This is a genomic window from Amycolatopsis sp. NPDC031561 (genome assembly GCF_055580625.1).
The window spans coordinates 16,785-41,080 of sequence record NZ_JBVILA010000033.1 but is presented as its reverse complement, the minus strand read 5'-3'; the positions used below and the strand labels follow the sequence as shown (position 1 = coordinate 41,080).

General features: G+C 62.9%; 18 protein-coding genes and 1 tRNA gene. 10 read left to right on the top strand and 9 right to left on the bottom strand.

The genetic code is table 11. From position 1 onward, the window contains the following. The first annotated feature begins 81 nt into the window (after positions 1-81). A tRNA-Leu gene (locus tag ACZ5IK_RS40135) sits at positions 82-165 on the top strand. Here the strand turns inward: ACZ5IK_RS40135 and ACZ5IK_RS40130 are convergent. The 6 genes from ACZ5IK_RS40130 to ACZ5IK_RS40105 are packed head-to-tail and all read right to left on the bottom strand — an operon-like array spanning position 147 to position 5,530. Then, a complete protein-coding gene (locus ACZ5IK_RS40130) occupies positions 147-1,898 on the bottom strand; it encodes a recombinase family protein (RefSeq protein ID WP_465492482.1) in 1,752 nt (583 codons plus the stop codon). The two genes, ACZ5IK_RS40135 and ACZ5IK_RS40130, sit on opposite strands and share 19 nt — an antisense overlap. Next, positions 1,888-2,052 carry a hypothetical protein gene (locus ACZ5IK_RS40125; protein WP_465492481.1) on the bottom strand — a complete coding sequence of 55 codons (165 nt, stop codon included), beginning with the start codon at positions 2,050-2,052 and terminating at the stop codon, positions 1,888-1,890. The genes ACZ5IK_RS40130 and ACZ5IK_RS40125 overlap by 11 nt, the downstream gene beginning before the upstream one ends. Then, positions 2,049-4,178: a cell division protein FtsK gene (locus ACZ5IK_RS40120; RefSeq protein ID WP_465492480.1), complete on the bottom strand. Its 2,130-nt coding sequence runs from the start codon at positions 4,176-4,178 to the stop codon at positions 2,049-2,051. Before ACZ5IK_RS40120 ends, ACZ5IK_RS40125 begins: the two co-directional genes overlap by 4 nt. Beyond that, entirely contained in the window at positions 4,171-4,872 is a 702-nt protein-coding gene (locus tag ACZ5IK_RS40115; protein ID WP_465492479.1) for a hypothetical protein, read from the bottom strand. The genes ACZ5IK_RS40120 and ACZ5IK_RS40115 overlap by 8 nt, the downstream gene beginning before the upstream one ends. After that, on the bottom strand, positions 4,869-5,198 hold the full coding sequence (locus ACZ5IK_RS40110; protein ID WP_465492478.1) for a hypothetical protein: 330 nt from the start codon (positions 5,196-5,198) through the stop codon (positions 4,869-4,871). Before ACZ5IK_RS40110 ends, ACZ5IK_RS40115 begins: the two co-directional genes overlap by 4 nt. Then, positions 5,195-5,530, bottom strand: coding sequence for a WhiB family transcriptional regulator (locus ACZ5IK_RS40105; RefSeq protein ID WP_465492477.1), 336 nt, complete (start codon positions 5,528-5,530; stop codon positions 5,195-5,197). Before ACZ5IK_RS40105 ends, ACZ5IK_RS40110 begins: the two co-directional genes overlap by 4 nt. A 344-nt stretch (positions 5,531-5,874) precedes the next feature. On the opposite strand from ACZ5IK_RS40105, the gene ACZ5IK_RS40100 reads away from it, so the two are divergent. Next, complete coding sequence (locus ACZ5IK_RS40100) at positions 5,875-6,255, top strand: helix-turn-helix domain-containing protein (RefSeq protein ID WP_364199407.1); 381 nt, start codon at positions 5,875-5,877, stop codon at positions 6,253-6,255. A 258-nt stretch (positions 6,256-6,513) separates the two neighbouring features. Here the strand turns inward: ACZ5IK_RS40100 and ACZ5IK_RS40095 are convergent, their stop codons facing one another. The 3 genes from ACZ5IK_RS40095 to ACZ5IK_RS40085 form a co-directional block, all read right to left on the bottom strand. Next, the gene (locus tag ACZ5IK_RS40095; RefSeq protein ID WP_465492476.1) at positions 6,514-6,693 is read right to left on the bottom strand and encodes a hypothetical protein; all 180 of its coding nucleotides are present in this window, start codon (positions 6,691-6,693) and stop codon (positions 6,514-6,516) included. 30 nt (positions 6,694-6,723) lie between these two features. Next, positions 6,724-7,362, bottom strand: coding sequence for a hypothetical protein (locus tag ACZ5IK_RS40090; protein WP_465492475.1), 639 nt, complete (start codon positions 7,360-7,362; stop codon positions 6,724-6,726). Positions 7,363-7,506: 144 nt separating this feature from the next. Then, positions 7,507-7,980: a helix-turn-helix transcriptional regulator gene (locus ACZ5IK_RS40085; RefSeq protein ID WP_465492474.1), complete on the bottom strand. Its 474-nt coding sequence runs from the start codon at positions 7,978-7,980 to the stop codon at positions 7,507-7,509. Positions 7,981-8,816: 836 nt separating this feature from the next. Here ACZ5IK_RS40085 and ACZ5IK_RS40080 point away from each other — a divergent pair. From ACZ5IK_RS40080 to brxL, 8 genes are all read left to right on the top strand, one after another. Continuing rightward, positions 8,817-9,167, top strand: coding sequence for a transcriptional regulator (locus ACZ5IK_RS40080; protein WP_465492473.1), 351 nt, complete (start codon positions 8,817-8,819; stop codon positions 9,165-9,167). Positions 9,168-9,322: 155 nt separating this feature from the next. Next, complete coding sequence (locus ACZ5IK_RS40075) at positions 9,323-10,294, top strand: helix-turn-helix domain-containing protein (protein ID WP_465492472.1); 972 nt, start codon at positions 9,323-9,325, stop codon at positions 10,292-10,294. A gap of 635 nt (positions 10,295-10,929) precedes the next feature. Then, entirely contained in the window at positions 10,930-11,739 is an 810-nt protein-coding gene (locus ACZ5IK_RS40070) for a hypothetical protein (protein ID WP_465492471.1), read from the top strand. Further along, positions 11,736-12,293 (top strand): hypothetical protein, encoded by a 558-nt coding sequence (locus ACZ5IK_RS40065; RefSeq protein WP_465492470.1) that lies wholly within the window; start codon positions 11,736-11,738, stop codon positions 12,291-12,293. The genes ACZ5IK_RS40070 and ACZ5IK_RS40065 overlap by 4 nt, the downstream gene beginning before the upstream one ends. After that, positions 12,293-15,760 carry a BREX system P-loop protein BrxC gene (brxC, locus tag ACZ5IK_RS40060; RefSeq protein WP_465492469.1) on the top strand — a complete coding sequence of 1,156 codons (3,468 nt, stop codon included), beginning with the start codon at positions 12,293-12,295 and terminating at the stop codon, positions 15,758-15,760. Before ACZ5IK_RS40065 ends, brxC begins: the two co-directional genes overlap by 1 nt. Positions 15,761-15,769: 9 nt before the next feature. Then, complete coding sequence (locus ACZ5IK_RS40055) at positions 15,770-18,952, top strand: DNA methyltransferase (RefSeq protein WP_465492468.1); 3,183 nt, start codon at positions 15,770-15,772, stop codon at positions 18,950-18,952. Beyond that, complete coding sequence (gene pglZ / locus ACZ5IK_RS40050) at positions 18,949-21,267, top strand: BREX-1 system phosphatase PglZ type B (RefSeq protein WP_465492467.1); 2,319 nt, start codon at positions 18,949-18,951, stop codon at positions 21,265-21,267. Before ACZ5IK_RS40055 ends, pglZ begins: the two co-directional genes overlap by 4 nt. Then, positions 21,264-23,735, top strand: coding sequence for a BREX system Lon protease-like protein BrxL (gene brxL / locus ACZ5IK_RS40045; RefSeq protein ID WP_465492466.1), 2,472 nt, complete (start codon positions 21,264-21,266; stop codon positions 23,733-23,735). Before pglZ ends, brxL begins: the two co-directional genes overlap by 4 nt. Positions 23,736-24,296: the final 561 nt, after the last annotated feature.

Here is a 24,296-nt window from a genome sequence, read left to right as displayed (position 1 = left end):
TCTCAAGGTGAGTCTCCGTGACGATACGTACCCCCCTGATTCGGGCCTCTCCGGTGACGTATAGTCTCTTCTCATCAGCAAGTCCGAGTGGCGGAATGGCAGACGCGCTAGCTTGAGGTGCTAGTGTCCTTAACGGACGTGGGGGTTCAAGTCCCCCCTCGGACACACACGTTATCCACACGTGGAGAGGCGGTCACTACGACCGCCTCTTTTTTGTTGTCGTAGAGCACTTGCAGCCCGAGATCCCGGTAGACCTGCGTGATGCGGTCCGGGTTCCGCGAGTTGAGTGCCCGCTCGACATCACCCAGCGAGTCCAGCATGGCGTACACCTCAGCTGCGTCGATCGTGGCGGACTCAGGCAGGTTCTCCAGTTCCTCTCGTGCTGCCTGACGCTCCGCCTGAGCAAGGTTCATCGCGTCCACGAGCGCCGCCGGATCCACGCCAGCCTCGATCGCCACCTGATGACGCCGCAACCGTGCCTCTGCGGCCTTCAACCGCTTCTCAACGGTCTCGCGTCCCGTTCCCGACCCACCCGGCTGGGCTCCGACCATCGTGGCCACGGTCTCGTCGCGGTTGTCCGGGTCGAAGACCTGGCACAGCCAGGTATTGAGCGGTGGGATCACGACGTCCTCGCGAAGGTTCACCGTCTTCGGATGGTCGGCTAGCACCGGCGATCCCGGCGCCATCGTCCGCGCGATGCACCGGTAGTAGATGCCCTTCCGAATCACCGCACCCTGAATCCTCCGAGCGCAGATGTCACAGCGCACCAGCCCTTTCAGCAGGTACGTGTGCTTGGCAGCGGGCCGCTCGCGCTCCAGCTTCGCGATGCCGCGCAGTCCACCTGCAGCCCGTGACCTGCGCATGAGCTGGGCCTGTGTGAAGTCCTCAACCGAAACGATCTTTGGATGCGCCGGCTGCCGTGAGCGCACGATGCGGTCAGGTGCCGCGCGCCGGAACCGGACCACATGCCCGGCACCGACGTCGTCAGGGTTCAGGAGCGTCTCGTGCTTCGCCCATCGGCCGAAGATGGCGTACCCGGTGTAGCGCGGATTCTCCAGAATCGATCGCGTTGTGCTGCCCTGCCATCCGTCGGCGAGCCGATGCCGGTTCTGCTCCGGCCGCCGAGCGGAAGGGCACGGAATCCCATCGAGGTTGAGCCCGTTCGCGATCGCTCGATCGCCCTTCCCGTCGAGGTACTCGGCGAAGATCCGCCGCACGACCTCGGCAGCAGGCTCGTCGATCGCGAGCACCCGCAGCCGGAAACCCTCTGCAGCCTTCCTGGGGTTCGGATGAGGTCCGCCGTCCACGACCACGTAGCCGTACGGGGCACGCCCGCCCTGATGCCGTCCCTCGTTGAGAACCTGCGCATCCATCGCAGCCCTGACCCGGGCCTGAACGTGCTGCCGCTCCGATTCACTCATGCCGCCGAGCACGCTCATCAGCATCTTGTGCGACGGATTCCGCGGGTCAAACCGACCGCCAAGCTCCGGAACCCACAGCTCCACCCCATAGGCGGCGAACCGCGGGGCGATCAGCGAGAACTGGTTGCCGAACCAGCATCGGGTGCCCTCGCCGACGACCAGGGCGTTCCACGTCCGGCGCGGATTCTTCAGCTCGGCGAGCAACCGAGATGCCTCGGTCCTGCGCTCCCAAGGCACTGAGCGCGACTGCCCGATGTCGAAGTACTCCGCCACAATCCGGCCACCGAGCGGCTCGACGAACTTGCGCGCGTTCCCAAACTGCCAGCCTCGTGAGGTTTCCGGGTCCTGATTGTCCTCGGTCGAGCAACGGCCGTAGACCGCAAGCTCTCCGATTCCTTCATCCACCGGGTCCGCGGCCTGTAGTCCCAGAATGTCGTCCAGCGTTGACCACGGATCGTTACTGATTTCAGCCGTCATTGCCTGCCTCCTCCGCCGGTCCGTCCAGGACAGGCACCTCGGTCAGCTCGATCAGGATGGCGAGCAATCCGCGTGCGACCGCAGGCGACACAGCAGGCAATCCAGCAGGTAGGATAACTTGAACGCCCCAATTCTTCGAATGCTCGGCGCTCATGTCTGATCACCGAGATCTTCCGATGCGTCACCGCTGGCCATGCGTGCTACGGCACTCCTGATTTCAGCTGTCAGGTAACCGCGAACCTGCCGTGTCTCGCCGCTTCCTGTCGTGATCCGATCCCGCGTCGGCCGACATCCCGCCTCACTCATCTGCTGTGCGAGCGTCATCCGGTCGACCTTCAGCACGTCCAGGAGCTCTGCGGTTGGGACGAACTCGCGGCCCTCCGGACCAAGGTCGTCCCCGAGGTAGTCGACGATCGACGCGAACGGTTCAGGCAGCTCGCCAACCGCGTCACCGCCACCACCTGCACCGATTTCCATGACCACCGCAGCATGGTCGAGCACTGGCGTCACGTCCTGGCCCGCCGCGTACCCGGTCAAGGTTCCGGCCGCTTCGCGCAGCGCCCGTCCCTGCTCGCAGATCGTTCGCCAGTCTTCGTTCGGCATGTAGTAGGTCCGGACGGTCATCGCGAGCACATCGGCTCCGGCCGCGGTGTCGCCGTCCGGGCGCAGGATGCCCACGCCCTTGTGCGACGGCAGCAGACGAGACGAATCGAACCCGCGCGTGTTCATCTGTTCTCCGAGTACGATGTTCGAGTCGCGCCAGTCCATCACTCGGAGCGCGAATCGCGAGCCGAGCACCGCACGTAAGCCGGACGGAATCGTCTTCGAGTCCGGTCGCTGCGTCGCCAGTACTAGCACGATTCCGGCAGCCGGCCCCTTCTTCGCCAACCACGTCAGCAACTCGCCGACGTACTCGCCCGCCGTCAGTCTCCTCCCCTGCACCTCAATAGATGTGCGGTGCTCAAGCGGAACTTGGACCTCGTCGATGAAGATCGCCGTAATCGGCATGTCCAGCGCCTTGTCGCGAGACATCTCCGGCGTGACCTTCGACTCCGGGCACGTCAGGTCATCGAGATCCCGCATCCGCCGAAACCTCGACTGGACCTCCGCGACCAGCTCGGCGAGCCAGCCGATGAGGGTCAGGACATGCTCGGATTCGTCGCCTGCCATGAACCGATGCGCGACCTTGCCGGCCGAGTCCCAGTCCTTGCCCGCCTTGAAGTCCGCGACGTACAGCCGCACCCACGCGTCCAGGATGAGCCCAGAAGCGGCGAGCCTCGCAGCGAATGTCTTGCCCTGTCGCGGAATCGCGCCCACAAGCAACGACGTCCACACCAGTGGGAGATCGATCCGCCGATCCCGCGCGTCTCGCCCGAAGGGAACCGGACGCCACGCATCCCACTGGGCCGTCCCGAGTAGTGGCGTCCGTACCGGAGGCGACGCGTATGGGTCTTCGTCGGCAACCCACATCGAGACCCGACCAGCGTGACCGCCGTTGCCTCGGACGCGTTCCACGATGAGCTGCACCTCATCGACCGCCAAGGCGGACGCGAGCGCGTCCCGATTCTTCACGACATCCGCGGCCTTGCGGGTGGCGGGAAGGTCGACTGTGACGGCCCAGCCATCGCCAACCCGCGTTGCCCGCTCGACAAGCCTCAGCGACTCGTCCTTGCCGATGAGCTTCGCATCCCGAAACGCGTCCACCAGCACCTGCGGGTCCATCGTCCATGTCAGCGTGCGCGGACCTGCGAGCGCAGGTTTCCGTCCCGGACTCCCGTCTTTGCGTCGACCAAGAACCGCCAAGGCGACCGATGTACCAGCCCCTACCATCCACAATGGATCGGCTCCATACAGGAGATCCACCATCGCGACCACCAGAGCAACGACGGCGAGAATCAAGCCCGTGACTTTCCAGCGGAACAGCGTGAGCCCGCGGATCTCTGTGAACTTGTCGGCCAGCTTCTCGGACTCCTCTGCCGCAGCCCGATAGTCCCGCACCGTCACCCAGCCACGCCACCAACGCGCGCCAGCCACTACCCCTCGGACAACCGCCCCGAGGAAGCGCACGGGCGACATGACCAGCCAGGCAACCGCGTCCTTTGCGGCCTGAACCGCTTGCGGTTTGTTCTTGAGCCACAATGGCACGCGCCGCGAATGCAGCCACCACATCGCCAGCCGGTTACGACGTGCGCGCCGACGTGGTTGCGGCAACGTGTCATCGACCAGCTCGCCATCCAGCACTGGATCTGCCTTCACTGGTAGTGCGCCCGACTCAGTCATCGGCCACCTCCGCGCGCAACGCACGCGCCAACCGCGGCGACAACCCGCGCGAACATCCGGTCGCCTGCCGAATCCACGCCGGCGTGACGTCGACATCGGGTGTCCAGCGTCGCCGAGCGTCGGCCAGGTAGTCGGCGAACAGCTTCCGGCGCCCGGTGTTCACGGACTCGCCCTGAACACCTCGCCGTTCACCGGCAGCCACGATGGCAGCATCGGTCAGCTTGTCGCGCAGATCAGTGATCGCCTCGACCGCGGCGAAGACGACCAGCGGAGGCACCGAGTGCAGGACGATCGCCGCTGGATCTCCATTCGCATAAGATGTCCACGTGTTCATGACGTAGGTAGCGGCGAGCGTGAACCACTTCGCCCGCCGAACCCATCCACCGGTGCGAACCTGGTACCGGGCAGTCACCTGCTCCGCGCGAAGGATCGCTAGCAATACGAGAGACACCGTCGGATCCAGGACCCACGCAGCCAGCCACGGCAGCGACCACGCCTGGGCCCCTGTCGAAGCGAAGGTCTGAACGTTCGTCATCGTGAACGCCAGTCCGAGGACAATCCCCGTCCAGCACATCCAGTCGACCTGCCGACGTACCCGTTCTATCCGGAGCGCCACGACGTCCGGATCGGTCTCGTACGCCCGAACCTCTGCGGCCTCGGCCGTGTCCTGGGCCAGCTGTTGCGCTCGTGTCATCGGCGACCACCCCGCTTCGAGGTGTCGACGGTCGTCACGGTCATAGCGCGAGTCAGCGCATGAGACGCGAACAGCGCGGGTAGTCCGAGTACCGCGAGCCGCAGCCACGTGCTGCTCGGATGCGAGATGACGACCCACTGAACAGCCACGATCAACCCAGCGTTGAAAAGAACGCGGCCAACCAAGGAGACCAGGCGTGCACCGCTGCGCGTCTTCTCTGCCGCGGCTTTCGCCCGGCGAGCGCCGGCCCGCCAAACCCAGAACAGCACGACCAGCACGCCGACTCCGGCGAGTATCTGCGTTGGCGTCAAGGTGAGGCCGTTCATCGCACACCTCGCTCGACCCGTTCACCGCGTCGAAGCCAGTGCGGATGAAGCTCCCGACGATCGTCGTCGGTCATCCCGCCCCAGACACCAGCCGTGTCCGTCCCGGCAGTGCGCAACTCCAGTTCCAGACACTCGTCCCGGACCGGACATCCTCCGCACAGTCGGTCGGCGAGCTGCTGATCGGTCTGCGCCGGCGGCGGTTCACCCTCCGCCGATGGCCACATGCAGACCCCTTCGCTGGTGACGATGGCGGTCAGGACGTCCGAGGGAATCCACCGCAAGCGGTCCAGCCGCCACGCGATCCCGATCAGCCGGAGGTCATCGGCGTGCATGCCGCACCTCCGTCCTGCTTCGTGGTGCCGAGCAGCCGAGCGAGTTCGGTCGACGACACCCGCAGACCGGACCGCGAGCGAATCGTCCTCAGCTGCCTGGTACGGATCGCCCGACTCGCAGCCGAGCGCGAAACACCCAGAATCCAGGCGGCCTGCTGAATGGTGTGGAAAGTCATTTGCGAGTTCATAAGAAAGACCAATCTGATGATTTCAAGACTATGTTGTTGATTTCAGCGCCTCGAAAGGCGCGTTTGTCCGACGCGCCGCCGCGAATGCGCTAGGCGACGCGATAAAAGCTCGATGAGCCGCTAATCTCAGCGCTGAGGCGGAGCGCGGAGGGATACGTGTCGGAAGACTGGGCGGCAGTCGCGAAGGCGATCAACATGCGCGTCAGCGAACTCGGCTGGCGGCAGCGCGAGCTTGCTGAGCGGTCGCACGTGTCGCAGGCGATCGTGCGCGAGTTGCAGCACCACACCGTGGAGCGTCGCCGGAGCGCCCGCACGCTCGAAGCCCTGTCGACGACGTTGGGCTGGCACCCACAGCATCTGTTGGCAGTGCTGCAAAATCGCACTCCACCGCACCCGGACGAGCCAGCCGACGACGGGCATGATCTCTGGCCCCGACTGGACGCTCTCGAGCAGCGGATGGCTGAGCTCACTGAGCGTCTCGAAGACATTCAGTCGAACCTCGCGATCGTGGTCGAGCATGTCCGTTCGAAGCGTTGAAGGCGGGCGATTCGGGCTGGTGATCCAGGTGATTTCCATACCTAGAATTCAAGACCGAATCAGCGCACGATCCCATGCACAACCAGTGCGGGAGCACTGCACAATCACTGCATATCCGCTGCATATCGGCTTTTCGGTGCACCGATGAGCCGAGCCAACGAATGGACCGGTCGATCAGCGTCGGCACTTCAAGCCGCACTGAGATTGAGCAATGAGCGGTTCGCCGAGAAGCTGGGCGTCGCTGCACGCACCGTGGCGTCATGGCGCAAGAAGCCGGACCTGGTCCAGCAGTCCGAGATGCAACAGGTGCTCGACACCGCGTTTGAGCAAGCGTCGAAGGCGGAGCGTGCGCGCTTCGCCGAGCTGGTCGGCGAGGCGCCCGCCGCTCAGGCGGTATCGGGCATCACCGAGGACGAGCGGCTTACGACTGATCCGCACATCGGCGCAGCCCTCGAATGGCTCGACCGCTCAGCCCGCTGGATCCCCGGCACAGCCCGCAGCGTAGTTGCCGCTGACAAGGTTGAGGCCGAACCCGGTGCACTCCATCCGCAGGCGTCCCGGTTGTTCGGTCAGCCACCTCATCGGCGCGGACAACCTGTGCGGGTGCATCGGATCAGCTGCTCGCTGACTGCCCGCGGTGTTGTCGACGTCGACCCGTCCGAACAGCTCGTTCTCCAGCGCACGCCGCAGGGTCGCTCCGATCCGAGCATCCGCGCGTTGATCCGTCGATGGCCGGTGGAACGCCTTCGGGATCACGGCCAAGCTTCCGGTCGCGTTCAGCACGTTCCTGGACCGCTCTTGGATGAGCAGCAGGTAATCGCGACCACCGCGATACGGGTCCGCGGGCCGAGCGATCGCGGTCAAGGCAAGCACGCCGCCCGCGCACAACCGTCCGGCCAGGTCGAGCACCGTCGCGAGGTCCGGCAAGTACTTGTCCCGCAGGGGCACGTGGCCAGGACGCAAGGTCTTCTCCGCCGCCAGGGTCTCGAACATTTCGCGCTCAAGCAGGTCCAACGTCAAGGCGTACTCGACGAAGGGCACGACGTCCAAGCTGCCCGATAGAGCGCCACCGCCCACATCGAGCTCCGTCAGACGGTAGATCGGCACGTCAGCCAGCCGAACGCCGCCTTCAGCCGCTTCCGCGAGCCTTCCAACGGCCGCTTTCTCATTGATGCCGCAAGAGTGGCCCCCAAGGCCAGGCCGCAGAAGCAGCTGGTCGTTCTCCGGCGTCAGCTGGCAGCTCAGGTCCAGTCACTCTGACCGACTCAGAACGCTGGTCCGGACGCCTTGCTTTCCGTAACGCGCCTGGTAGAGTGCGTAGCCGACAGGCAGTTCGCCGTAGTAGCTCGCCAACGCGTCGGCGGCATGGCTCCGCTCGACCCGCGGTCCGCGACGCCCGGGTGGCGACACACGTGCCCCCACCCGTTCACGCGTAGTGCCAGGGCTCCAACCCGCACGACGATCCAGCCAGCTGAACGCAGGTTCAAGCTCATGCGGCAGATGGGCCGCCGGCAAGCCCTCGATCAGGACGCGCAACTCTTCCTGGGAGCGTCCCAACACTCTCGCCAACTTCGGCCGCTGGAACGGCAGGGGCGCGAAGTCGCCCGCCTCCCAGTGGATGACCGTCCGGCGATCGACATCCATGATCTCAGCGAGCTTCTCCTGGCTCAACCCCACGGTCTTGCGAGCTGAAACCAGCCCGTCGCGTCGTCGGACGCCGATCATCGATCACCTCGCACTGCTTGACTTGCAACTCAGCATATCAGCCATATATGCAGGTGATGCCGAAGTATGCCACTGCCCTGTCGCTAAACTCCGACACTTCCGCCCTGGCCTCTCTCCGTTGATCCAACTTTGATGATTTCAACACAACGGACCGACTCGGGAGCGGGCGAGATGAGCGGCACAAGCAGATCACGGCGTCACCGCCTCTACGTTCGCTGGTACCGCTGCACAGGTGACAGCCTCGATCACGCCGTCACAGATGAGGCGTTCGCCCGAGGGCTTGATCTCCATGAGGGGTGTTACCAGGCGGTCTGCGGTCATGTCGTACTCATCGGCTCGTGCCTCGTACCGCCTGGACCTCCATGCGTCGCGTGCGTGGCGGTGCTCCGGATCCTCAACCGCCCCGCCAACCCCACGGCTGGGCCCGGACGCCACCGGAAGGCTCACCGCTGGTGCCGTCTCTTCGGCCGCCATCAGACTTCGGCCGTCCCGCAGTCGCGCCCACGTCAACGCGCGCGTACTACCCCCGAGCGGGACGGCCGGACCATTATGTCGGTGGACGCGGGGCGGCACCGCGCCCACCGTTCACGATGTGCAGCAGGGCGCCTGACGACGGACCAGCTAATCATCGCGCCACGGCCCGGCCCCGCGGTTGAGCCTCGATATTCCGCGCGCAAGCTCCCTCGCGGTGGTGGCGCACCGCAGAGCGCAGCCACGCACCGCGGCGGCCCCTTCGCCCCTGGCACATTTGAGCTGCCGAAAAGCCCAGTCGGATCGTCCCCGGCGCTCCACCCCCTACGACTTGACTCTCACGAGCTGACAAGTGGTGAGCAGTGATGCCACCAGCACGCCCTGCGGTTCCGTCCTCCCACCGCGACCTCGACCCGCTTCTCCTCTTGCCGGTCCGGCTGTTCGTAATGTGCCTTCTTGTCGACCTGCACTGGTATGAAGACGCGGTTCTGGCGAACGCTCTGCGAATCAAGCCGCACTCCGTCTCTCTCCATCTCGAGCTCCTCGCCGCGGCCGGCTACGTGTCCATCCGGGTCGCTGGGCGCCGCACCAAGCTGCGCCTTACCACTCTTGGGCTCGCCCGACTGACCGGACACGTAACTGCCCTCCAGGAGGTCGCCGGAACAGCCGCGCAACTCGTCACAACACGACACGGCGCTCCTCGTACACCGACGTGACGGCTGCCCGCTGTCTCTCGAAACCGCCCTTCCCATGGCGGTTCACGGCCGACGTGACGGGCGCGAAGCAAGCCGACACAGCCGTCACACACGCCGTTTCCGCAGGTAGGCCGCCATCTCGTGCCGTCACAGCGCCCGTGACGACCCAAGCAGTCGTGGGACGGCTTGCCTTCCGCAACGACCTTAAGCAGGAGCCGGTGAAAGCGAAGAAGACACAGCAGCTGTCGACCGCAAAGCAGAGGGAGCTCGGCGCCGAGCTACGGCGGATCCGCATGCGCGCTGGCTACCTCGCAACCGACATCAGTCGCATGCTCGGCTGGCCTGCCTCCACCATCTCGCGCCTGGAAAGCGGCCTTCGCAACTACCAAGCCGGCGACGTCGCCATCTACCTCGCCCGCGCGAAGGCAACCCCTCACGAACTCGACGACCTAGTAGCACTAGACCGCCTCCCCGACGACGGCTACCAGGTCAGAAGCCACCCGACAGGCTTCCCCGACGACCTTCCACTCATCAAGGTGCTCGACAGCGGCAGCCAGACCATCACGGCCTACGACCCAGTAGACATCCCGCGGCAACTCCAGATCGAACCGTACATCCGCGAAGTACTCGCCAGGCACGGTCTCGAGGACGGCCCCGCCCTCGAGACAGCAGTCCGCACGCGACTCACCAGCCAGTCAACGTCCCTCCGAGTGCCGGGTCCCTTCACCTTCTATCTGCACGAAACCGCGCTGCTCGGACGCACAATACGTGCTGCGGTCGTGCACGAGCAGATGTTGCATCTCCTGATCACGTCGTCGCTGCCTCATCACCACATCCACCTCGTGCCCGATGGATTCGCTCTGGCTAGCCTCCATACGGGTTTCGCCCTCTATCGACACGATCAGCACCTCCCGCTCGTTCATCACCAACAGCCCACAACAAGCCTGTTCCTCGAGAACGATCATGACGTCGCCTTCTACGAAGGTCAGCTTGATCGCATCGCTAACGAGGCCCTTACTCGCCAACAAACCCGCGATTGGCTCATCAGTCACCTGGCCGAGCTCGACCTGGAACTTGATCACCAGCCAGCTATCCCAAAGATGGTCAACCGATCACACGCCTTGCCAGCGCGAGGGCTACCTCGATAAGACGGCAACACCCTCGACAGCTGGCACGATGACGTGCTGATTCATCTCGACGGTTCAACCGACCGAGTATGGGCCGATGATGCGCGGTGAACGTACTTCGTCCGAGAGCCAGGGCTGCCGTTGGCGTTGACCGCGCCCTTGGCTATGGCACTTCCGATGCCCGGAAGGCCCAATCGGAAACTACGTGCAACAGGCGCGGGCGGTCGACTGCCCGGGTCTGCTCGGTGCGCTTGCGCCGTCAGCTGAGCATCTCACGTTTCCTGTCGATTACGTCCGGCGTGCGTTGAGGCGCGTGAGTCGTCGACGATGCGGTGCTCGACCACAGGGCAGGCAGGAACGCGATTGAGTTTTCGGCACTGGCCGTCGCCCCGGGGCTCAGCAGGCTTCGCCCGTAAGCGGAACGTCGGCAGTGTGTCGCCAAACTACCGGTGACTCTCAGTGACGTAGTTTCGCGAGACGACGCACGACGCGCCGCCTCGCGGCTGGCTCAAACGCATACACCGTGGCTGCCCTCTAGGCTGATCGACCTGGCTGTCCGCTGCTCACCTGGCCATGGTCATACTAGTGGCTCTGTGAGCTGTGCTACGGGGTGAGATCGATCGATGGCTATGGGAACGGGGGCGAGTCAGAAGCCCATGACAGTGGCTGACGCAACCGCGGTCGGGGTACACGCGGCCGAGATGGTAGCCGGTGACATTAGCGGCGGAACGAACACCAGCCATACCATCGTCGTGAGTGCGTTGAGCGCGCTTCTCGACGCGGTGCCGATCGACGCACCGGCAGCGGCATACGAGCATGCGGCGGTTGAGGCCAATGTACTTGGCAAGGCCACCGACGGCTCGCGGCGGCGAACCTACCGGTACTTACGCGAACTCTACCTCCTGCGCAGCGACTCTCTGTTATTCCGAGCGCTGCGAGACCTGTGGCCTGTCGATACGGCGGCCCAACCCATGCTCGCCGGGCTCTGCGCCCTGACCCGAGACGCCGTGTTCCGTGCCAGCAGCGCCATCATCACAGGCACTTCGCCAGGCGAGATGCTGACCTCCGCTGACCTTGCGGATGCGGTGGGCAACAAGTTTCCGGACAGCTATGGCGCCGGCACCCTAGCCAAAATCGGGCGTAACACGTTCTCTTCCTGGGAGCAGACCGGCCACTTGGCTGTCGCCGAGCGCGCCGCCAAGATACGTATCCGCGCGGCATGTCAGCCGGCGAATGCTGCCTATGCTCTGTTCCTCGGCCATGTTGAGGGGGTGCGGGGTCGAGCACTGTTCGACACGCTGTGGACAAAGATCCTTGATCAGCCGCCCTCACAGCTGTTCGAGCTCGCGACCGTCGCATCCCAACAGGGAATGCTAGAACTGCGCCAGGCCGGTGGCGTTGTCGAGGTCGGATTTCGAGAGTTGCTACGTCCCTTCCACGGCGATAAGCAGGGGCGACTTCTATGAGCTACGTCGACCAGCTCCTTGCTGCTTACCGACGGTTCGTGTCGTTGCCATGGCAGCAGAACCTCGCCGGCCCACAGCGAGTCTGGATGGTGGTCTATCCGCCGGAGCATGAGCGCCGGGTCCGCCTGTACCTGCCTTCTTTCGAGCAAGCGACGACCGAGCATCAGCATCAGTGGACGCTCATCGATATTTCGACGTCGTTCGAGGGGTGGATGGCAACACACGACTATCGCGAAGCCTACTTCGAGGATCCAGAGCTGCTCGAAAGCGCCCTGCCGGGCTTCTTCCGCTTTCTGGTCGACGAGGTGCGGTCGCAACTCGCGACGCAAACCGCGACGGATGGGATCGTGGCGCTCCTCGGGGCCGGCACGTTGTTCGGTCTGGGTGATGCAGTCAAGGTCTCAGCACTAATCAACGCAGTAAATGACGCCATCGCCGGTCGTTTACTGGTCTTTTTTCCCGGCGAGCACGAAGGAAGCAGTTACAGACTGCTTGACGCTCGCGATGGCTGGAACTACCTGGCGATTCCGATCACACCGAAGGGGAGCGGTTGATGACGAGCACGAATCAAGAGGTTTTTTACCGGGATCCGACCCGGACAAAGATCCCGAACGACGGTGTCGCACAGGTTGTACGACCCGAGACCGAGCAGCAGTGGGACGTGCTGAGGTGGGAGCTCCACAGCTTCGTCTGCGACGGTCAGTACCAGCAGGGCCTGGAGAAGATTCTCAACAGCTTCCTCACGAACCTCGCACAGTCACAGCAGCCGGCGGTGTGGGTAAGTGGCTTCTACGGCAGTGGCAAGTCCCACCTTGTGCGCGTGCTCGAGCATCTGTGGCGCGACGTCCAGCTGCCCACCGGAGAGCGAGCCCGGGGCCTCGTCACGTTGCCAGATGAGGTTCGCGACCATCTCACCGAGCTGTCAACCGCTGGGAAGCGTCTCGGAGGTCTTTGGTCGGCGGCCGGCACACTTGCATCAGGCAAGAGCGACGCTGTGCGCCTTGCTTTTCTGTCGATTCTCTTCGAAAGCGCTGGGTTGCCCACCCGGTACGAGCACGCGCGCTTCACAATTTGGGCTCGCGAGCAAGGCTACCTCGACATCGTGCGCACAGCAGTCGAAACGCAAGGCCGCACACTCGACAAGGAAATCCACGACCTTTACGTGTCCCCGGTGATCGCCAAGGCGCTTCTCGAAGCAGACCCAACGCTAGGCAGTTCGGTCAGGGACGTGCGCGACCTGCTCAAGACGCAGTTTCCCCCCACGACAAGGGATATAAGCGACGACGAGATGTTCGACGTCATGAGTGACGTCCTTCTGCTCCAGTCGACGACGCCGGGCAAGCTGCCGCTCACCCTCATCGTGCTCGACGAGATGCAGCAGTACATCGGCGACGACAATGACAAAGCACTCGCTGTTCAGAACATTGTTCAGGGTTGCTCCGCACGGTTCGAGAGCCGGGTGTTGTTTGTCGCCACAGGCCAAAGTGCGCTCACCGCGACGCCCACCCTTCAGAAGCTGATCGACCGCTTTCCGCTCCCCGTCGAGCTGTCCGACAAGGACGTCGAGACCGTCGTACGCGAGGTCGTACTGCGAAAGAAGCCAGAGCTCGTCCCGACGCTGAAGTCAACGATCGACGCGTCGGCCGGCGAGATCGACCGCCACCTTGGTGGCACGCGCTTCGCGCCACGTGCCGAGGAAAAGCGGAAGCTTGTTCCGGACTATCCTGTGTTGCCGAACCGGTGGCGACTGTGGTCTGAGATGCTCCGCGCCGTCGACCGTGCCGGCAAGTCTGGGCTTGTTCGGTCCCAACTGGGACTTATCCATGGCGGTGTCCGAGCCGCAGCGGACCGGCCCGTTGGGCATGTCATCGGTGCTGACTATCTCTTTTTCGACGACAAGGCGCACGTCGACATGCTCATGAGCGGCGTGCTTCTACGCGAAGTCGATGACTTCATCCAGCGCATGAGGAGAGAAGGGGGCGACAGTGCCACGAAGGGGCGCCTGTGTGCCCTTATCTTCCTAATCTCGCAGATGTCTCAGCCGGTCCTCGGTGGTGAGACAGGTCTGCGGACAACGGCGCCGTTCCTCGCCGACCTTTTGGTCGAGGACCTTGCAGGGGACGGTTCACGGTTGCGCAAGCGTGTTCCGGAGCTGCTCGATGCCCTCGTCCGAGAAGGTCGGATTGTGCATGTCGGAGATGAGTACCGGCTGCTCACGCAGGAGGACGCCGAGTGGGAGAAGGACTTCCGGAGTCGACTCGCCGCTATACGTGACGACGCGACGCGCATTAGCCAACTGCGTGCCGAGCGGCTCGTCTCTGCCGTCGAGTCGGTACTTGGTGGGTTAAAACTGGCGCAAGGTGCGAGCAAGACCCCTCGAAAACTCGACATCCACTGGGAGGAGCCTGTAACAGGCGAGGGGAATGTCCCTGTCTGGGTCCGAGACGAATGGTCTGTGAGCGAATCTACCGCAAAGAAGGCGGCCGCTGAGGCCGGCGACGAGAGCCCGGTCGTATTCGTTTTCCTTCCGCGACACGAACCGGACCGTATCAGGGAAGCGCTCGCGACGCGTGACGCTGCCGAGAGGACTCTCAGCCGGACGGTGCCACAGACTGACGAAGGTCGCGCTGCGAGACAGGCGATGGTGTCTCGCCGAGACCGCGCTGAGGAGGAAGTCGTTCGCCTCTTCACAGAGATTGTCAATCGTGCGCGGATCTTTCAAGGGGGCGGCGCGGAGCTGACCCCCACTAACCTTCGCGAGACCGTCCAGACCGCCGCCAATCGCTCCCTCATTCGACTGTTCCCGAAATTCTCTCTGGGGGACAACGCAAGCTGGGGCAAGGTCGTCACCAAGGCACGTGAGGGCGCCCCCGACGCTCTGGCAGCGGCGGGTTATCACGGCGAGCCGACCTCCAACCCGGTCTGCAGGGAAGTGCTCGCCGCCGTCAGCCCTGCCGGCACGAAAGGTGCCGAGCTCCAGAAGCGTTTCGCCGGCCCGCCGTTTGGCTGGCCGAGAGACGCGGTCAGCGGCGCGGTCCTCACCCTCTTCGCAGCCGGCAACATTCGCGTTGACCACGAGGGCAAGCATCTCACCGGCCCTAAGGAGTTGCCCCAGACGCAGATCGGCAAGGTCACGCTCTACCGTGACGAGACTCCGCCTACGATGCACCAGCGGCTCAAAGTGCGGGGACTCCTCACTACTGCTGGCATCGCCTACGAATCGGGCCAAGAAGGCGCACAGCTCTCAGCACTCCTCCAGCAGCTCAAGGACCTCGCCAGTCGCGCGGGCGGTCCTCCGCCGCTTCCTGCACTACCGGATATCGACCATCTCGATGCGTTCCTCGCCGGCGGAGGAAACCAACGTTTCCGCGATGTCGCGGACGACCATGAGCGTCTCAGCGCCGACCTCGAGCGCTGGCAAGCCGCCGTCCAGCAGCGCGAGAAGCGTGAAGTCGAATGGCAAGTCCTGGAGCGACTGCTGCGACACGCTGACGGCCTCTCAGCAGCCGCAGACGCATCGTCAACCGTCACAGCCATCCGAGACGGGCGCCAACTTCTCGACGACCCGAATCCCATCACGCCTGTTCTGGCCAAACTCGTCACCGCTCTCCGCAAGGACGTCACACAGCGCGCGGAGCAGCTCGCTGAAGCCCAGCGCGCTGCCGTGGCCGAGCTTGAAGCGTGGGACGAGTGGGCCAAGCTGGACCCCGCAGACCGCAATGCCATCCTCGCAGAGGCCAACCTCGTCACCGCTCTGCTGCCCGACTTGAGCAGCGCGGCCAAGCTGTTGGAGGCGCTCGACTCTACCCCGCTGAGCGCGTGGAGCGACCGCATCGGCCTTGTCGCGAGTCGACGCAACCAAGCCCGCCAGCGGGCGGCCAGGGAGCTCGAACCCGAAAGCGTGGAGGTGGCTCCTCCATCGGTGACGTTCAAGCCCGGCGATGACCCGACGCCATACTTCGACGACCTGCGCGCACTGGTGCAGTCGCACCTCGACGCTGGCACGACCGTAATTATTTAAGGACAAACATTGCGCACTCTCTCTGCTTCGCTTCGCAAGCATCTCGAGGTGTCAGTGCTAGCCGCCCGCCGTGCGGCGGAGGGCGCGTCGCGCGCTGCTGTTGAGAGTCTTGGCGTCTTCGCCGATCGCCGCCCCGAGCACCTTACTGCCAGCCAAGCCGCCCTCCGCAATGGATTTCGTGCCAAATGGCGACAGCTCGGCGGGGACCGCGAACTACTCGTCGCCGAGTGCGCATATGAACAATGGCACCGGCTGTTGTTCGCCCGGTTTCTAGCAGAGAACGATCTGCTGCTGCATCCTGAGTACAAGGCACCGGTCACACTTGCTGACTGCGAGGAGTTGGCCTCTGAACTCGAAGAGCCAGATGCATGGTCTGTTGCAGCGCGGTTCGCTGCCGAGATCCTTCCTGGGATCTTCCGCCTCGACGATCCCTTCGTCCGGCTGCGGCTCGCGCCAGAAGGCCGACACGCACTAGAGCAGATTCTGGACGCCATTCCAACGGAGACTTTCAGAGCCGACGACGCGCTCGGTTGGGTGTACCAGTTCTGGCAGAAGGACAAGAAAGAAGAGGTCAACGAATCGGAGCGCAAGGTCGGCGGCGCCGACCTTGGACCAGTGACCCAGCTGTTCACCGAGAATTACATGGTGCGATTCCTGCTGGAGAACTCGCTCGGCGCCTGGTGGGCATCTCAGCACCCCGACAGCCCGCTAGTCAAAGACTTCGACTACCTCCGCTTTGACGACGATGGCCGTCCCGCGGTCAGCTCCTTCGACGGCTGGCCTGAGCATGTTGCGGAGGTTACCGTCATGGACCCCTGCTGCGGTTCGGGCCATTTCTTGGTCGAGGCGTTCTCAATGCTCTGGCAGATGCGCGCGGAAGAAGAAGCACTCGACCCCATTGCCGCGCAAAATGCAGTTCTGCGCGATAATCTCTTCGGGTTGGAACTTGACCCTCGCTGTGTGCAGATCGCGATGTTTGCTGTCGCGTTGACAGCTTGGAAGCAAGGTGCCGGATGGCGAGAACTGCCCACCCCGCACGTCGCCTGCTCGGGGATTCCGGTGAAGTCGACACTAGACGAATGGGTGACGCTCGCCGACGGCGACCATCGGCTACAGCGGGCGTTGACGCGCTTGCACGCACTCTTCGAAGATGCCGACACACTCGGTAGCTTGATTGACCCGTCCAGCCCGTTGGAACTTAACGGCACGACTTTTCAGCAACTCCCCCTCGACGTTGTCGACTGGGAGGAGATCGCTCCTCTGCTGTCAACTGCGGCGCTGCGTGAGACGAGCGATCCAGCAACTGAGGTACTGGGGAGCGACGCTACTGGCATAGCTCGCGCCGCAGAGCTGCTTGTCAGTTCGTACACACTTGTTGCAACCAACGTTCCTTACCTGAGCAAATCGAAGCAAGCACCATCCCTTCGTCGTCACATTGAGCGTCGCTACACGGAAGGTGTCGCGGATTTATCGATTACGTTCCTACTTCGTTCGCTCGAGCTTGGCGGCTGGATAGCTGTCGTAACTCCGCAAAGCTGGCATCAGCAGAGTACCTTTGAGAATCTTCGCAGGTGGATTCTTCAAAATCATAGTTTTAAATGCATGGCGCGACTGGGAAATAACTGCTGGCAGAACCGCGTCTCTAATCCGCTTTTCAAATTCCATACAGTTCTCAATATTATCGGTCCTCGAAATTCAAAGAAGGGAGATGCCATCGCCGCTTTCGATATTGGCGATGGATCAGTCGACAAGAAGCCGCTGACACTAAGAGAGACGCCTCTTATCGCGATCCGAGCCGAGATTCAGCTCGGAAACCCTGGGGCGAGATTCGTTCTGCAACCGCAAATTTCTGGAGCGGACCTGCTGGAGCAATTCTGCACGGCTGCAACAGGCGTGCAGACCGGCGATTCATTCCGCTATATTCGCAAATTCTGGGAACTTCCAGACTCTGGAAAACGTTGGATTCGGTTGCAGAGCACAGCGCTTGCCTGTAAGCCCTACACGGGCCGAGAGCACCTTCTCGACTGGAACGGCGGGACTGGAGCTTTATCGCGTGAACCCGGCGCCCGTTTACAGAATCTCTCAGCATGGGAGCAACAAGGAGTCGCAGTTAAACAAATGGGCGACCTGCACGCAACACTATTCACCGGTGGCGCATTTGACAACAACACGGCAGTTTTGCTGCCGAAGCATCCGGAAGACCTGCCTGCGGTCTGGGCTTTTGTCTCCTCGGATGAGTACAGGCAGCTTGTTCGCCAAATAAACGCTCGCCCATACGTTACAACTGCAGATCTCGCGAAGGTGCCGTTCGACCTCGCCCGTTGGCGCAAGACGGCCGAGAAGGCTGGCCCGTTGCCGGAGCCGCGGTCAGATGATCCGACCCAGTGGCTGTTCGAGGGACGGCCGGAGGAATCGACGGCGCCGTTGCAGGTCGCGGTTGCGCGACTCGTCGGCTATCACTGGCCCGAACAGGCAACGTCCGATGATCTCGACGCGCTCGCGGATAGCGACGGGGTTGTCTGCTTACCTTCGGTGGCCGGCGAAGACTCAGCCGCAGACCGAGTTCAACAGCTGCTCGGCGCAGCCTTCGGAGACGCGTGGTCACCAACGAAGCTCCGAGAGCTGCTCGAACGTGCCGGCAGCAAAAAGAAAAATCTCGCCGACTGGCTGCGGGACGAATTCTTTAGACAACACTGTGCACTGTTCGCCAACCGGCCGTTTGTGTGGCACGTCTGGGATGGGCGGCGCGACGGGTTCTCGGCGCTGATCAATTACCACAGGCTTGATCGCAGGATGTTGGAGAAGCTGACCTACACCTACCTTGGCCAAGACTGGGTGGAACGCCAGCGCGCCGAAGTGCGCGAAGAGGTCGCCGGAGCAGAGGCGCGGTTGTCGGCCGCACTCGAGTTGCAAAGGAAGCTAGAAGCGATCCTCGGCGGCGATGCGCCACTCGACGTGTACGTACGATGGAAGGAGATGCACGAACAGTCCATTGGATGGGAGCCGGACTTGAACGACGGTGTACGACTCAACGTGCGCCCGTTCGTTGAAGGAGGTGTGCTGCGAACGCCGTTCAACATCAAGTGGCGAAAAGACCGCGGCAAGAGCTCAGATGGCTTCGAGCGTGTGAATGACAAGCACCTGACGTTGGCCGAAAAAGTCGACGCGCGGAAGCGAACGGGGCGGGCGTGAGCGACACCGTTTTGGAGCGCATCGTCGCGTGCGTGCGTGCTGCGCGCGACGCGTACAACTCTAGCGTGAGTGTAGCGCCGGTCGCGCTTCTCTGGCCTGACGAAGGCGCTCAATGGCAACCAGTGATTCGCCGGTTAAACGAATACCTCCCCGTCGTATCCCTTGGCGATTACGATCCGGAAGCGAGGCTCGGTCCGGCGTACTGGCTACGTTGCGTCGTAGCGCGGACGATAGATATCTACCTTTCCGACGGCCCGGTGATCGTATATCTGCCACACGTCAGCCGGAGCGCGTTGCGGGCGGCCGACACATGCCCGGCGTCTCTCGCGCCGATCGCAGAGCTGCAGTACCGAAGCCATTGGTTCTCGCACCCGACCACCCGCGACTGGACGGTGCGCACGCTCCTGTCGCACCGCGAGCGTGGTGTTGGGTTGCGAATCGCCGACGATCCCGGTACGAACACTGCCTTGCTTCTCGCGCTCGGCCGCCTCCTCGACGAATCGATCGACCAAATCTCGAAGCAGACACTCGACGCCGACTATCTCCTTGAGCTTGTAAACGAGGATCCCGTTCGTAGTCTTCTCCGATGGCTCGACGATCCACAGGGCTTCCGCACCGGTTCCGATGACACACGGTGGACAGCGTTCGTGCAGCAGTGCAAAGCAGATTACGGCTTCAATCCGACCCTTGACGGCGAAGTCACCGCCGCCCGGAAATTAGGCGGCCGCAAGGGCGCGTGGGCAAGCGCATGGAAGCGGTTCGCCGAGACTCCTGATCGCTACGCTGGCGTCGTCGACCAGCTCCGCAAGGCACGCCCTGACGAGCTGATCTTTGAGCATGCTGATTCCTGGCCACAGGACAACGAGAACGCCGAGGACCAGCTTCGCTGCCAACTCCGTGAATTCCCTATACTCACGTCGGACGGCGCCCGTGGAGAAGTAGCCCGCTTGGAAGCTGAACACGGCTCCCGACGCAGCACTGTATGGGCCGACCTCGACCACGCGCCACTGGCCTTCGCGCTCGAGCAACTCGTCGCTCTGGGCGAGCTGACAGGCCAGCCGCTCCCGTCCGGCGGTCTCGGCTCGCTCGTAGCTGACTATGCCGCCCGGGGTTGGCGGGCCGACGACGCGGTGGTGCGCGCGCTCGCCGCCGCGAGGAGCCCCGCTGACCGCGAGGCAGTGTCGGCTGCGGCGGCAGCACTGTACCGAGAGTGGCTTGACGTTGGTGCCAGGGCGTTTCAGCAGGCAATCGGGCCTATGGCGAACGCACACACCTACCAATCGGGTACTCCGGCGTCGACAACAGTCGGAACTGTCACTGTATTTATCGATGGCCTGCGCCTCGACATCGCCCGCCGACTTCAAACGCGCCTAACGGGCGCGGGCTTGCGCGTCACCGCAACTGAGAGCCTGGCGGCGCTCCCGACCGTCACAGAGACGGCCAAGCCCGCACTTGTTCCAGCAGCGCCGGGAACGCTTGCCGCAGGACCTGATTTTTATGCCGCGAATGCGGCGACACATACGAAGGCATCTATCCAGGTGCTTGGCCGTCTCATGGCAGACAACGGCGTCCAAGTACTCGGTCCCACGGAGCACGGAGACCCCTCCGGCGTAGCCTGGACTGAGACCGGCGAGATCGACAAGCGAGGTCACAACGAGGGCATCCGACTCGTTGATCACCTCGATGAGGAGGTCGACCGCATCACCGCCCGCATCCGGGAACTTCTCGACGCTGGCTGGCAACAGGTCGAGATCGTCACCGACCACGGCTGGGTGCTCCTTCCCGGCGGGATGCGGAAAACTGAGCTTCCGCCAGCGACAACCGAAGTCAAGAAGGGCCGGTGCGCCCGGCTGAAGGAGGGCGCTGCGGTCGACGTCCCGACCGTGCCTTGGTTCTGGGACGACGGCGTGCGGATTGCACTCGCTCCCGGTGCCACCTGCTTCGAGGCCAACAAGGTGTACGAGCACGGCGGCGTGAGCCCACAAGAGTGCATTGTGCCGCGGCTCACAGTCCGCACTGGATCGCAATCCACCACGTTGCACGCGCCTGAGTTCACCAAAGTGAAATGGCTCGGCTTGCAGTGCCGGGTCGAGTTCATTGGCGTAACGGACAAAGTGGTCGTCGACCTCCGCGGCTTGCCCGCCGAGCCCAGGACCAGCATTGCCGAGCAGACAAAGGAGACGGCAAGCGCCGGCAAAGTGTCGCTCATCGTTCCCGACGAAGAGCACCAAGGCGAGTCCGCTCACCTCGTGCTCATCGCTCCGAGTGGCGAGATTCTCGCTCAACGTGAGGTCGTGGTAGGGAGGAACAGATGACCGCACCGGACGAGCTCGACCAACTCGCCGCCGAGGCATTCGAGGGCTATCTGGTCAGGAAAGACCTCGCCCAGCAATTCCGCGGACAATACCCGGTGCCCACCTACGTCGGCGAATTCCTCCTCGGCCGTTACTGCGCCACGACCGATCCTGAAGAAATTGCCGAAGGACTCGCGATAGTTGAGCGGTCGATGAAGGAGCGCACGGTTCGCGCCGGCGACGAGGAGCTGTTCAAGTCACGTGCCCGGGAGAAAGGCAAAGTCAAGGTCATCGACCTGCTCCGAGCGCGGCTCGACGCCAGAGCAGACGCTTATAAAGCCGAGCTTCCCAGCCTGCAGTTGAGCGACATTCACATCTCAGACCAGTTGGTAAACGAGCATGATCGAATGCTCACGGGCGGCTTCTACGCCGAAGTTACCCTCGAGTACATCGCTGCACTCGCACGCGACTCCGGCGGACAACCGTTTCGAGTGGAGTCTGTCCGCCCGATCCAAATGTCGACCCGCGACGCGCTCGACACGTTCGTCCGCGGCCGGGCCCGCTTCACTCTCGACCAATGGCGCAACCTTCTACTGCGTAGCATCGGCTTCGAACCGGCACGCTTCACAGGTCGACAACAAGACATCCTTATTGCCCGTATGATCCCGTTCGTCGTGCCGAACTACAATGCTGTCGAACTCGGCCCGCGCGGCACTGGAAAATCGCACCTGTTCCAGCAGGTGTCACCGTACGCGCACCTCGTCTCTGGCGGAAAAGCGACAGTCGCGAACATGTTCGTGAACAACGCGTCTGGTCGGCGAGGGCTTGTGGCCCAGTACGACGTCATCTGCTTCGACGAAGTCTCCGGCGTGTCTTTCGACACGAAGGAAGGCGTCAACATGCTCAAGGGTTACATGGAATCCGGCGAATTTAGCCGCGGCAAGGAAAGCATCCGTGCCGATGGCGGGATAGTCATGGTCGGGAACTTTGACGTCGACGTCGACGAGGAGCTGCGGCGGAGCCATCTTTTCGGACCCATGCCAAAGGAGATGTGCAACGATACGGCATTCCACGATCGCATTCATGCTTACTTGCCCGGGTGGGACGTTCCGAAGCTCGACCCGTCCTTTTTTACCGCCCGCTTCGGTTTTGTGAGTGACTTCCTCGCAGAGTGCTGGAGTCAGCTTCGACGCACGTCGCGGCTCGACGCCATGCACGGTCGAATTTCCTGGGGAAGTCATCTCAGTGGACGTGACCGCAAAGCCGCCAACAATACGGTCAATGGCTTGCTGAAACTTCTATGGCCTGATCCCACGATGGAGGTGCCGGACGACGCCTTGACGTGGGCTGCCGAGCTCGCACTCGAGCTGCGCAGGCGGGTTAAGGAGCAGCAGGCACGGATTGGTGCCGCTGAGTTCGGCCAGGTCGATCTTGGCTATCGTCTCAACGCCCGACCCGAACGCGTCGTTTACTGCGAAGAGTCTGTACAGCATCGCCTGCGCGCAGAGAACGAGCGCGCCGTGGAGGGTGCGCAACGAGATAGCGAGGTGCTGCCCGAACCGGACCCCAGTGAGGTTAAGTCGTCAATCGGCGCGAAGGCCGCCGACTACACAGTCGGCGACGTTATTGACGAGCGATTTGAAATTCTTGATTTCCTTGGCCAAGGCGGGTTTTCGAAGGTATACCGCGTTCGCGATGACGTCGAGGACGAGGAACGTGCGTTGAAGCTATTCGAGAACGCGGCTGGCTACGAGGCGGTTCGTCGAGAGATTGCCGCGCTTCGCAAGATTGATCACCCCAATGTAGTGAAAGTGTACTGGGCTGGCAAGACCAGTGTTGGAGATTGGTATCTGATCACCGAGTTTATCGACGGCGAATCACTCGACGAGTACGCCACAGGGAAGCACCACCTTCGTGATCGCGAGGCGATCGAGGTCACGCTTGACATCCTTGACGCCTTAGTAGCAATACATCCCGATTCAGTTCGCCTAAAAGATCTTGATGAAAAGCGCCGCGTGGGTGAGCTTTCTGAAGGGGAGTTCTCAGAATGGATGGAGCTCCAGGATAAGGGCCTCGTTCATCGTGACATCAAACCCTTGAACGTGATGCTCACTCGCGCCGGAGCGAAGCTTCTCGACTTCAACATCGCCTCACGGGTGGGCGACGAGGTCAGAACCCGATCTGGCACGCCACCCTACCAAGCCCCCGACGTGGACCTTACTCGATGGGATGTTTCCACCGACCTGTTCGCTGTCGGCGTGCTGCTGTATCAGTTGCTCTGCGATGGTCATCACCCGTATCCCGGGTCAAACCCGTTGGTCGGAGAGTCGGTTGTCGACCCTCGTACAGTTCGGCAGGACCTCCCTGTGGACGTTGCCGAATTCCTGATAAAGTCGTGCGCCCCTTACCGCGAGCAGCGCTTCACCACAGCCCTTGAGATGAAGGAAGCGCTCGATACCATCCGAACTGAGAGCCGCCGTAGTCGCTGACCGTGCATCGTAGCCGTTGATTTGGTCGCGCGGAAATCGTATTCCATTCGACGAGCTACTGGCCGTGTTCAACGCTGTCAGAAGTGCATTGGCAGCCCCGACCTGTTCGATGGGCTCGTCGAGTCTATCGGGGAGATGCACCACGAAGAGAAGAAGCGTCAGAACGCTAACGGTACGCTCACGGTACTCCGGCCGCGAGCTCCGGCATGACACGGAGCCGCCTACGGGTCGAAAAGACGTTCAAGCGCTCGATTAGGCGCGGCGCGGTCCGCGTCACTCTCGACCCCAATTGACGCAGCACTTTGGTCACCGTCAAAGAAGGGTTGGTGGCTCAGCTGGACCGGGGTCGGATGCACATGCGTATGTCTCATCCGAGTAGTCGTAGCCGTGTGGATAGTGAGCAACTCGCCCCTCGGACACACTTTCGTGGCATCACTGCTACGTCTAATGTATCGGTGCTTCAACGCACTCCAACACCCTGAACCGGCATTCTGCCGGACCACGCGCCGCATGCCGCGGCGGTGGTGGGCATGACCGGCGCTGTGATTCACCCGGTCACTT